The sequence below is a fragment of the Protofrankia sp. Cj5 genome (assembly GCF_917627405.1).
Taxonomy (GTDB): domain Bacteria; phylum Actinomycetota; class Actinomycetes; order Frankiales; family Frankiaceae; genus Protofrankia.
The window spans coordinates 1-11619 of sequence record NZ_CAKJTO010000128.1; the positions used below are offsets into that span (position 1 = coordinate 1).

8 protein-coding genes are annotated in these 11619 nt (G+C 64.7%); 1 reads left to right on the plus strand and 7 read right to left on the minus strand.

What is annotated here, in order from left to right; genetic code table 11:
- Positions 1–189: 189 nt before the first annotated feature.
- A complete protein-coding gene (locus tag MJ777_RS20040; protein WP_239377437.1) occupies positions 190–330 on the plus strand; it encodes a hypothetical protein in 141 nt (46 codons plus the stop codon).
- Positions 331–1389: 1059 nt separating this feature from the next.
- Here the strand turns inward: MJ777_RS20040 and MJ777_RS20045 are convergent.
- The 7 genes from MJ777_RS20045 to MJ777_RS20075 form a co-directional block, all read right to left on the minus strand.
- Entirely contained in the window at positions 1390–2277 is an 888-nt protein-coding gene (locus tag MJ777_RS20045; protein WP_239377438.1) for a CHRD domain-containing protein, read from the minus strand.
- A 408-nt stretch (positions 2278–2685) separates the two neighbouring features.
- On the minus strand, positions 2686–2934 hold the full coding sequence (locus MJ777_RS20050) for a WhiB family transcriptional regulator (RefSeq protein ID WP_239311128.1): 249 nt from the start codon (positions 2932–2934) through the stop codon (positions 2686–2688).
- A 1-nt stretch (position 2935) separates the two neighbouring features.
- Positions 2936–3220, minus strand: a complete 285-nt coding sequence (locus MJ777_RS20055; RefSeq protein WP_239311127.1) for a hypothetical protein — start codon at positions 3218–3220, stop codon at positions 2936–2938.
- Between the two features lie 325 nt (positions 3221–3545).
- Positions 3546–3923 (minus strand): hypothetical protein, encoded by a 378-nt coding sequence (locus MJ777_RS20060; RefSeq protein WP_239311126.1) that lies wholly within the window; start codon positions 3921–3923, stop codon positions 3546–3548.
- Positions 3924–4379: 456 nt separating this feature from the next.
- Positions 4380–7688 carry a hypothetical protein gene (locus MJ777_RS20065; RefSeq protein ID WP_239377439.1) on the minus strand — a complete coding sequence of 1103 codons (3309 nt, stop codon included), beginning with the start codon at positions 7686–7688 and terminating at the stop codon, positions 4380–4382.
- On the minus strand, positions 7685–8806 hold the full coding sequence (locus MJ777_RS20070; protein WP_239311124.1) for a hypothetical protein: 1122 nt from the start codon (positions 8804–8806) through the stop codon (positions 7685–7687). Before MJ777_RS20070 ends, MJ777_RS20065 begins: the two co-directional genes overlap by 4 nt.
- A 66-nt stretch (positions 8807–8872) precedes the next feature.
- A partial coding sequence (locus MJ777_RS20075) for a hypothetical protein (protein ID WP_239377440.1) occupies positions 8873–11619 on the minus strand: 2747 nt, incomplete at its 5' end.

Consider the following 11619-nt stretch of genomic DNA (forward strand, 5'->3'; position numbering starts at 1 on the left):
GTCTCCGACATCTTTATCCACGCTGTCTCGTCCAACTCAGGCCTATCAACAGACACTAGCGGTCGGCGTGTCTCCGGCACCGGGACGAGCCGTCTCCCGGTCACAACCGTTCACCGGCGTCATCCACCACGGCCTCCTGGCGTCTCGCAATTTTTCTGTCGTTACCTGCGTTATTGTCGACCATTTTTGATGTTGATCTGGACGAGTCAGAGCTTCGCAAGAATCTCGCCCACAGCCGCGATCCCGCAGCTGGAAATCGACTACCTCGTTCTTCTCCTGCCGGCCGATCACCTGCTGCCGGAACCGCAGCCCCGCCTCGGTGAGCGATGACACACCAGCGCCGGTGCAGCATCGGCACAGTCGTCAAGCATCCCGGCCCCTTCCGCTGCACCGGCGGACCGCGCCCGGCCCGGTCCGCACAGACCTACTGACGAGTAGGAAACCACCCTGAGGCGCGACTTGCACGAGAAATTCAATGGCTCATCACCGACTGACCGGCTGACCAGGTCAAACTCTCCACGGTGAGCTACCAGACCCGGTCCGGAGCACAACCGCCTTTTCAACATCAAAAATAGGATTCACCCTGGACCGACCATGCGCCCGGCCCACCACATATGGCCTTTGCCCCGACGAGGGCTTTGCGGCCCAGACCCGGTTCATGAGGACGAGACGGGCACATTCATATTGGCGACCACGCTGTCCAGCCACCCTCTCCGCCGACGCCCAAAACAGCTTGCCATGAGTGCGATTAACCATGAAACTTGATTAAGTTGGATGATAACATAAGATTATCCAAGAAAACCGGCCTAACCGAAAATCCCAGCCAAGCAGACAATCAAGCTCTGGGTACGCAGGTGACCGATTCATCAGGACTGCTACTTGTTCGTAACCGTCTCAGCCACAGCTCGTTGCCATCTGGAGAGCATCACATGCCGCTGAACACGACGAACAAATTTGCCGTGAAAAAGCGTGGAGCCACTGAAACTGGCCACGTACCGCGGATATCCGTTATTATCGTGAATTCGCGGCTGCGGACCACCATAATAATCTTGGCATTTGTCTCCTCGGCGTACTCGGTCCGGACCTGTCTGATCGGAGTATGATCATAAGATTCAACACTGGCATCCCAATGATGCGGGCCGCCAGCGGGATCGGCTGTACGTTGGCTGAGGTGCCTTGACCGCGGTCCGCCAACCGCACCTCTTGGCCGTGAAGGAATGACATCATCTCGGTTCTTAGCGGGTCCTCCCGATTGTTACGGAGAGCGCCTGGCCCGAGGGATACGAATCAAGGAGTGAGATTGTGGCGCGTGCGACGCGAGGCGGCGGAAGGAGCCACCGGAAGTGTTGGGTGACGACCGACGAGCCAGGGCGTGGTTCACGCGTCTGGTCAGGAGAAAAGCTGGCCCCGCACGGCACCACCTGGGAACGTGGCGGTGTGCAGGTTGACGTAAAAGCCGGTGGGCTTGCTCCGAATCCTGTTCACCAGGTCCGGATCAAGACTGGAAACCGTGCCGGACACCGCGAAAATGCCGCTCGGGACCGGAGCGGTGAACAACGGCACCGCCACTGGCCCGTTGACACCAAACGTGCCCTGGTGAATGTGGCCGAGAGTGGGCGTCACCCCGGTCCACGCCAACGAGTAGCCGACGCGGTTCCCGTCAGGGCGGATGAGCGCGATGGCAAGACCGTGCGGATCCCCCACCGCCGGTCCGCCTGCGACCGGTACCTCCTGGTCCCCAGACAGGAAGGCGTGCAACGGCCCGTGGTCGACCAGGTCAAGGGGGGAGAGGCGGTGTCCGGCGGGTGCCAGCTGCCCACGGACAGCCCCACCGGGGAACTCACTGGTGTGCAGGTTCAGGTAGAAGCCGGTCGGGTTGCTCCGGATGGCGCCGACGATCGCTGGGTCGGTGACCGTCACCGCGCCCGCGGCCGCTGTGACGGTGGCAGGCATCCCCTTCTCAGCGAACAGGCTCACCTTGACCGGGCCGTTCACGCCTTTCCCACCCGCGTGGATGTGCCCTAGTGTGGGCGCGGCGATGCCGCTCCAGCGGAACGCGAACGTGGCCCTGTTCCCGCGCACCAGGACCTGCGCCGTAGCCTGGCCGTCCGGGTCCCCAACGGCCGGGCCGCCCGGAACGGGCACCTCCTGGTTGCCGGAGAGTTCCGCCGTCAGGAACAGCGGGGTGCGGTCGACGGGTGAGAGCTGGTGGGTGGGCACAGGCGCGGGCGCCCCGTGGTCATGAGCAAGCGCAGGCGCCGCGCCCAGCAGGCTCAAGGCCAGCCCCGCTGATAAAATCGTGAGGATGCGCTTTCGCAACGTTCCACATTCCTTTCACCAAGTTGCTGACCGTAGCGGGTTCATCGACACGCCTGTGGGACACACGGCATAGCCGTGCCAGAGGGTTCACGGCTGGCGACTTGCCGACAGGGCAAGACGTGAGAGGGTTCGGGGCTCCCCCGCCGGCAGGCCGCGGGGCAGCAACAACCCTTGATGGGCCTCGTCGTCGACGAGGTACAGACGCATCACCGCACGGCAGCGGAGACCACCCGGAACGGGCTGGATGGCCTCCGCCACGATCAGCGCCCAATCAGAGGACCCGTGACATCCGGACCAGGCCAGCGGGACCCCGGCACAGCCTTTCTGGATCCGCCAATCCCGCGGGCAGCGGGCCGTCGGCGACGGCTACGACAGCCTTACCTGCGACCGGGCCTGACGCTTGAGGGTCCGGCGTTCCTCCTCGGTGAGACCGCCCCAGACACCGGCGACCTGTCCGGTCTCCAAAGCCCAGCTCAGGCAGTCGTTCGTGATGGCGCAGCGGCGGCAGACGGCCTTAGCCTGTTTGATCTGCTGTTCCGCCAGGCCGGTCGTGCCGATCGGGAAAAAAATCTCGAGGTCCTCGTCACGGCACAGGGCACTGTGGCGCCAATCCATGTCAAGCCACCTCACCCAGGCCGTGTAGGGCGTCGTGAACGGATGCGCTCTGTCCGGCGACAGCGATCAGCCGCAGCGACGCATATAATGTGACTAATCTCTTATTAATCTCGCAAGCAATCTCCTCCATGGCGTACGGCGTAGCGCCGCTGACCGCCATGACCGGCGCGTAGAACGGGGCCTCCCGCGGCACGACGAGCCGAGGTGACGCCTTCGGTGCCCCGGACAACACGTCCAGCGGTGGATCCGTCGTTCCGCTCCGAGCGCTGTCGACATGGATTTGCATGGGGCTGTTGCCTGCCTCAGCCGATAAACGGGCATACCTTGCCATGACTCGTGCTCCCCTGCTGGTTGCGAATATTCATGCTATGATCACGAATTTTCTGATCTTCCCGCTTGTTTTTGATATCCGCTCCGAGATTCGACGATGACTGGAGGCCCCGCCCCTCGCGCCGGGCGAGCAGCAGCTTCGCCGGCCCGACACAGCGGACGATGCCATCACACCCCCGCAGCCCGGCCTCAACCGCTGGACCGCACGATCCCCACAGGATGGGAAATTACCTCTTGATTCCGGGCATATCAAGCACCTCAGCTACCTTTATCATCCCAGCTCAGATGTGTTTTCCCGTTGCCAAGGGCACCACCCGCGAAGATCGAAAATTCAGCACGCAATCAAGATCAACAAGATGCGTCGTGTTCCAAACAAGCTCATATACTCCCGGAATCAGCGTCGTTGCTTCTTCGGTGAGGGCCGTCACAGCGTAGTTGATGGGGTTTGGAGAATGCACCAGCGCAGACGGTGCCAGGTAGCTCCAAACGGAGGTCTCCATAAGGAAATCGTGGCTGATGATCGGCCTTTCCCGCTTTCGCCCTGGCGCCGCGTCGGCGCCCTGGGGCAGGTGGCCGGAATGAATTTCCGCCAGGGCCGGCCGCTTCGAGCGTGTGGCCTGATATTCAGCGGTGATCAATAACCGCGGCTTGTCGATCATGTCGACGGCCGAAAAATCGATCTTCGCGTTATACCAGCCAGGCAGCCGCGAAGAAACGGCGCGCCCAGTCGCCTACCAGACTCCTGGCAGTCCCGCTCCTGGCCGTCAACACACGCCGAGGAACATCCGACGCACCATGGCGTCGGCCGGCTGGGCTCCGTATTACGCCGGCCAGCGCGCGGAACAGCGCGAACGTCGGCATGGTGAAGCACGCTTGGCGACTGGTCAGCAACACCACCGATGATGGCAGCGTCATAGCAGGAAGCGTCGGTGCCCGCTCTTCCTGCCTGCCCGGGAGCGCCAGTACTTCCATTATCCCCCCCTGCTGGCCTCCTGTTTTTCCCGCCGCGCATCGCGGTGGCGCTGTAGGAGGCGGCCAGTCGATCCGATTAACCGGTTGCCGTATATTTTGTCTTCGCATGATGAGAAAATTCATTGATTCCCGCCAAGCCAACATCAACAGTCAAGAAAAATCGGCCGCTGCACCTGCTGCTCGTCGGGCAGCCGCTCGGTTACCGGGCATCCCAGGACAAACGTCTGGGGACAATCAGCACGGACGCTGGCAGCCGTGGATCCCAACTGGCCGGCATCCCGCGCCAGGGCGAACCGCTCCAGGTGCTCGCGCACCTCACCCGCGGCCAGTGGCCCGGTATGACCGGGCGCCACCTCGGCAAGCAGGATCCGTGTCACGGAGGGAGCAGCGGTGCCTGCCGGCTCGGACAGATCACCACCAGCTACCACGACGAACCGAGTGCCCGGCACAAAAACGACGTCAGCGCGTTCGGCGCCCAGCTCCAGCATCGTGGTTCGGCGCCCGGTATGAGACCAGATCACATATTCCACCTCAGTTCCGAAAACAGCGGATTCCGACGTGGTTGCCTGCACGAACGCAGGTTCCTCAAGGAGCGCGCCGGGTTGGCAACGGGCGACGGTGACTGCGCCAGCTGACACGCCTCGATACACCGGACCGCGTAGCGTGGGCAACCGCCGCAGACCGTCCGCGGCAAAGGCCGCGATCGAACTATTTTCCAGATTCACGCCCGACCGCAGGATCCCGTCGATGTCGGGTTCGTCACCGGCCAGGTATGCACGCAACGCAACAAGTCCAGTAATCAAATCGGTTGTGGACGGGCCGCCTGCCGACGCCCGCAGCCCAGGCTGCTGGGCCAAGAGCCTGGCGATCGCACGGACATGCTCCCCGTGCCGGCGCCGGATGAGGTCAGCCGACTCATGCGGGGACAGGATCGCGGGATGCCCGGTGGACGAATCCGCCGTGACGTCAGGCGCCGCGGTCGACGAGGCTGGAACCCCGACCGGCCGCGGAGACATGCTGTCCGCACTCACGAGGTCGACCTGATCCGGCGCCAGCCCACCAAGATCTACTGGTCGGGCATCACCCTCGGTCATCTCAGCGGAGGGTGGGCATGCCAGTGGGACAGCATGCTGGGTCAACGCCAGACCTGACGACGGTTCAGCCGGTTGCTCTCCCGCATCCGTACAACCAGGCACTTCCTCCCATGGCGGTCTGTCCGCCAGCGCAACGACCTCAACCGGCCGCACCGACATCGTTTCCAGATCGCCATGATCCGCAATGGCGACCGAGACCTCCGGGACCTCCGTCGATATTGGCGTCGGCGTCTCCTCGCTCCGCTGCTGATCCTCGGCGAGGCTGCGGGGCTGCCGCAGTTCGACACCGGGGAAGGCGGTCTCGGCAGGCTGGGTCAATCGCTGCCCGGTGAGTGTGGGTTCGTAGCGCCACCACCGTCCATCCGGTTGGCCGGCAAACCGCGGCCGCCCGCTCCCGCGCTCCGGTTGGTCCGGCCGGCCGCGGAAGGCCAGACTGGCAGAGATCAGCTGCTGGCCCCACGTCCACAACGGTTGGTCGGCAACGGTGACGCAGATCCCGAGATGTGACGCAAGCAGCCGGGCTTGCGGGCCGGTCCCCGCCGTCGGCGGGTCCGACAGCAACACCAGCTCCCTGCCATCCCACCGATCCCGGACAGCTGCCAGCGCCAAGGCCAAGGCCCAGGAGTTGAGGCTCTGGTCGCCGACCCGGAAGGCAGCCGCGGAGCCGGCCGGGGCACGGTCGATCACAATACCGAACCACTCCGGTCGGGCGGACCGGCACCATACGCGGTACCGCTCAGCCAGTTCCGCCACGCCTGTGCCGCTGGCGGCGGCGAAAAGCACACCGCTCTGTGAACAGTCCGATGGGGTGACCGCTGGCCGTCCGGTCGGAACCGCCGGCATCGTGCCCGCAGCGCACTGCGGTGCTGTGGTAAGGGCCGCCTTGGCCGCGGCGTCGAACGGGTAGCAGTCCGCTATGGTCCGCACGGTCGGGATGTCCTGACCAACGCGTCTCGGCCATACCGCCCACCATCGGCCCCGTGGCCGCGGACCGGCCACGACCGGCACGCCGAGCCCATCAGCGAGCACTTGCGCCACCCAGCCCGCCGGAGTGTTATTGGTGACGAGCAGTAGCGGACGCGCGCCGAGGGCCTCCCGCTGAACCACGAGTTCGACGAGCCCAGCCGGGTCAAGCCGGGCACCCGCGGCTCCAAACGCGGCAGTATCCGGGTCATATTGGGCGATCACCGAGTAAAAATCGGAGTCAACAGACCACCACTGCTCAGGTTGCGCCGGCTCACAGACGACGAGGACGTCGTCCACCACGGCCACAGCCGGCGCCGCAGCGGCCACAACCGGCGTCGCAGCAGCCACAGCCGCGACCGGTGGAGGGTGCGGCGGCGCGGCCCGAACTACCTCCGGCACCATCGGGACAGGCACGGGCGTCACTGGAACCGCTGCCGCAGGCATCGGGGCACTCGGCGGAGCAGCCGGAGCCGCTACCGTAGTGGTGAACCCGGCTGGGCTGCGGATCGCGACAGAGTAGGCCTGCGGCGCCACGCTGGCCTGGTCGTAGCCAACCTGAACGACGAGGTCCCGCAAACCCTCGGGCAACAGCCCGATGATCTCCCTCACCTCGTCCTGCTCGGGTACGACCGAGTCCGGGCCACCGACGACCAATAAGATCCGCTCATCCCTCGGCGTGATACCGAAGACGGGGTCGGAGAGCAGACCCAGGCCCAGCCGCGGCCCGTGCATCCAGATCCCGGCCGGGATCGACTCAACGATGTTCCCGGACGGCAGCGTTATCGTGCCAGCCGGCAGGTCGTGCTCCCACGGCGGTGCCGGATGGCGAAGTGCGACCAGCGGCGCGGTGGACCCGTCCGGATGGAAGCGGCGCCAGCCGCCCCGGCCGCGATAGCGATGGCGACGGGCGTCCACGTACAGCAGGCTCTGGCCGACCAGCAGGATCGAGCCGTCCGCGGCCGCCACATCGATACCGAGCCGGCGCGCGAGCAGCCTGGCCGGCGAGCCCGGATCCGATATGCCAGCGCCCGACAGCACCAGGCGGATCCCCGACACCCCGTTGGACAGGAGCGGGCCGACCGCCGCGGTGACGAGGTCCGCCAGATCCGCCGAACTGAACCGGACCGAGAGATTGACAATCACGGGTATCCACGCGGGTTCCGGCGGCAGCCTCCGCAGGAACGCCTCGATCAGCCCCTCGGTGAACAGTGACTTCGTTCCGTCACCCTGCACCAGGATGCCTGGCCCCACGGCACGCGCGTGCACCCCGTCCCACACCGGCCAGGTGTGGCCATCCCTGGCAGGAGCAACTGTGTGTCCGGACCGCGCCCACGACCCTGACGCTGCCGGCAGGGCATCCGGACCCCGCAGCCGAGCCGACAAGATCGTCATGTCCGTCTTCCGCTCGGGTAATCGTCTATTTCCCCGTCCCTTTCCCCGTCCAACAGATCGTCACCATTGCCGGAGGCATCGCCGACGGTCCAGGCCGCCTCGTCGGCCGGGGGCTCCATCAGTACCGCCAGCACCCGATGCATGGCGGGCCCGTCGACCGTGGGCACTCGATACTGCGCCTGCCGGATGTGGGTCAACAGGTCCTCCTCCGGGCAGAGCTCATATTCCCGGAGGTAGTAGGTGACGCTGTCGGTCCAGATCCAGCTGCCGTCGGTACGGAAGGTCATGGGAACGACCGCGGCCTTGGTGGGATCGACGACATCGTCCATCCGCGCCGCGGTGACCAGAACCGGCGTACCATCGCGCAGGTAGTCGAGGATCCGTCCCCGCTCGCCAGCGTCCGGCAGGCGTGGATGGTCGGCGTGGAAGCGAGGGCCGGTCTCCGGGGTGACCTCGTCGAATACCCGTGCCACCCGGATCTCCCGTTCTGGTGCGGCTGCCCACAGCAACGCCGCGGACGAGCGGGCGAGCCGATGGTAGACCGGCAGTTCGCTGCCGCTCTGGTAGACTTCGACCTGTCCGTCCTGTTCTCCGGCGAAGGCGAGGTCTCGCTGGACACGGGCGGCCAGTGCCGGCAGGTCCGACCCGCCCTCGACCTCGACCAGGTAGACACGTCGCGGTGGCGGCCAGGGCGAGCCGTCCGCGGGATGCCGCCACGCCCGCCACAGGCCGAGCCCGCCCGGCTGCGAACGGACGGTGTCCAGCGCCGCGCGGTCTACCTCGTCCGCCGTCCGGGCATCCGCGCCCGGGACTGCCGTGGTGAAGGTGTACGGCAGCAGCGGCTCGTCGTCAACGACGTCAACTTCGCTGAGCGTCTCAGCCGATCCGCCGGCAGCTTCGAGCAATACGGCAAGAATTGCGATGTCCTCATGGCTCAACGCGATTTTTTGCATAATTGCGACAAACGCCACGCTACGGGCGATGTCACCGTATGCGCCGGCTGCCAGCCACGCCCGGCACTGGCTCAGCAGATCGTCGGGTACCCGGCCAGCGAGCCGCAACAGCATCTCGTGCGCGGCTGTCACCTGGTACCGGGACTCATCGGATTTAGTGGGCATGGACTCTCCTCGTTGTTGTTCACCCGTCGCCGCGGACCGCACGGGGAATCCCTGGGTACGTCCTCACTACTCCACGAGGGTGACGCGCACAGCGTTCAACAGGTCACGGCTTACCTCGGTCACCGCGTAGGAATGGCCAGGCATAATCAACAAGGTGCTCCCCGGCGGTTGGCCGTTCGCTTCGGAGATATCCAGCGCGGTGCCGAAGATTGCCAGACCGACGGCCGCACCGACGATCACGGCCGGGTCTCCGGAAGCCCGCACGAATCCCGGCAGGCCGATCCGGGTGCCCGGCGGGATGGCGGCGGCCATCTCCGGGGCGAACAGGTTCGCCGCGTACATCCATCCGTGGTATGTCCTGACCCGGCTCTCGGGAGGCTTCTTCGCATAGGCGGTCGTGCGGTGGATGCCGTTGTGGCCCCGCACTACCAGGGCAAGTAGATCGTTGGGCGTCAGCAGCGCCCGGCCGGAAGCATCCGCCGCGAACCGCTCCACCTCACGGACCAGCTCCGCCGCTCGAGCGGCACCCATCCATCTCAGCATTTCACTAAAAGTATGCATGCCATCACCGGACCACTGCCAGCGGGATCTTGCGTTGTCGGCGCCCCGGGAAGTGTCCACCGGCTTGGTATCGCCAGTGCTCCGACCGTTCTGCGACGCACCGGCGACCGTTGAGGGATCCGATGGGTCCGCCCGTCCATCACGAAGCGTCACAAACGTCGAACCAGGCTCCGGCCAGTCGCTGACCACCAGCTCAACCTCGGCCGCCGGGTCAACGACTGCGACAGTCACCGTCGCCGGAGTGGCGTTCAGCAATGCGGAGGCGTCCCGACCTGTACCCGGCGGGAACTGCACGACGGTCATGCCGTCACCCGTCTGCGGAAGCGTGCTTGAGACCGTCAGTGGATGCTCGGACGCGGCCTGTACCCAGTGGACGACAGCATCCTCCGACATCGGCGGCAGGCTCGCATACACGGGTGTCGGAACGGTCGGCAGCTGTTGGACCAGCTCGGAGACAGCCGTACCGGCGCCCCAGCGGAGTGCCGCGGAAGGCGGATCGAGCATCGGGGCAGTAGACGTTATGCCGATGACGCCGGCGTTGGTCAGCGCCGTGTTCAGCTCGTTTCCGATCAGATCGACGCGCTGGCCGTCCGCGGTGTAGCGCGACCACCCGACCGAGTCGCTGGCGGTGTCGGGGACGAGGATCGGTGCGGGGAGCCCGGTAGAGGTGAAGGCGGTGTTCGCCCACACGATCCGCCCGTCGGGCAGATGCCAGACGTCTCGGGATGAAGCGATGACATCGACCCCGAGAACATCGCGCAGCCGGCTGGCGAACGAGCCGGGACCGGCTGTCTTCCCTCCGCCACAGATCACCAAAATGATTGGTTGGTGGTCGTTCCAACCTGGGAACCGCCGGATACGGTCGGCGAACTGAGCCGGGTCGAGAACTTCACTGCCCCATCTGATGTTGCCGGTTACCGGATCACTATGACCAAAAATCATCGTGTGGCCAGGAATTGGTGGCACCGTGGCGGCGGCCCTGTCGTGTGCGGCGGTGTGGACATTCCCGGGCGGCGGTGGCACCACCAGGCCCGCCGGCACCTGTCGGGGCGCGACACCGGAGTCAGCGTTGGTGGCAATATTGTTGGTGACAGTATTGTTGATGGCAGTGTTCACGATATTAGCGGACTGGATGGTGGGCAACGGGCTATCGGGCTGGAGCGCGAGGTAGTGCCGGCCATCCCGGAGTACATACAGGGCTTCGCCCTGAGCAATGCTCAACGGGTTCGGTGGCACACCATTCTCGAGAACGATGATGTTCTGGCCGAGCGCGCCAGCGGTGATCTGTGGAACCTCGTCACCGAAAGGAGTGTTCCACAATATGGTATTCATGACGGCGTGGGCGAAGAGATTGATGGAGTCGGGCAGCGCACCGTGCTGGCTGTAATAGTTCAGGGACAGTGTGACCGCCTCGGTCATACCGGGGTTGTTAGCCTGCCGATAACGGGTCCGGATATCCTTAAGCACCCGTACCGGATCTCTCCTGAGGCGCTTATTCAGTTCCTCCCGCCGGGCCGCGGTCTCGAGGTTGGCACGCTCCTGAGGATAGGTTTTCTGTCGGGTCTGTATATCGACGCCGGTCACCGTCGGAGTAAATCCCGGCAATGTGTTATCCGCGAAGTCGGCGAATTGCCCCGGGTTCAGTTCGCTGAGCTGTTCCCGCAAATCCTCGCGGGCCTGATTGTCTTCTTCGCGGTTGAGCATTTCATCCCGTATCTTGCCCTGCCTGATCCGCTCGCTGATTACACCGTCCACGTTCGGGGTAAATTTTGGTAGCAGTGCTAGCAGGTCCGCATCCGATAGGTCCTGCAGCAGCAACGGCACCGGGTCACGGTTGGTATAAAAATCCTGTCCAGCGGTATCGGTATAAAATTTCGTCCCGGCCTTGAAGCGCTGCTTCTTGATCCCTGCCGAACCGATGGATGTCCCCTCGGAGTTGGTGGGGCTGTTGGGTGGCAATCCGAAGTGTTGGAAGGACTCGCTGAGCTGTTTCGCCGCGAAGAAACAGTCCCCGTCCCTGGGTACATCGACTACCCGGGCTGGACGGCCGTCGGGCAGGGTCAGTTCGATGTCCCCGTTACTATTTTTGATCAATACTGTCGGCTCCGATGCCGCCGACGGATTCCAGTCCAACGGATTCCAGTCCAACGGATTTATGAACGACTCCGGTCTGTTCGATTCCGATATCAGGTCCGATGTTTCCTGTGCGGACTGAGCCGGCAGTTTACCCTGCTGCCTCTCCGAAATCACCG

Bases quoted from the DNA above. Each gene is read 5' to 3' on its own strand.
- MJ777_RS20040 (WP_239377437.1), top strand. From the start codon at position 190: ATGTTGATCTGGACGAGTCAGAGCTTCGCAAGAATCTCGCCCACAGCC.
- MJ777_RS20050 (WP_239311128.1), bottom strand. From the start codon at position 2,934: ATGGATTGGCGCCACAGTGCCCTGTGCCGTGACGAGGACCTCGAGATT.
- MJ777_RS20055 (WP_239311127.1), bottom strand. From the start codon at position 3,220: ATGCAAATCCATGTCGACAGCGCTCGGAGCGGAACGACGGATCCACCG.
- MJ777_RS20060 (WP_239311126.1), bottom strand. From the start codon at position 3,923: ATGATCGACAAGCCGCGGTTATTGATCACCGCTGAATATCAGGCCACA.
- MJ777_RS20065 (WP_239377439.1), bottom strand. From the start codon at position 7,688: ATGACGATCTTGTCGGCTCGGCTGCGGGGTCCGGATGCCCTGCCGGCA.
- MJ777_RS20070 (WP_239311124.1), bottom strand. From the start codon at position 8,806: ATGCCCACTAAATCCGATGAGTCCCGGTACCAGGTGACAGCCGCGCAC.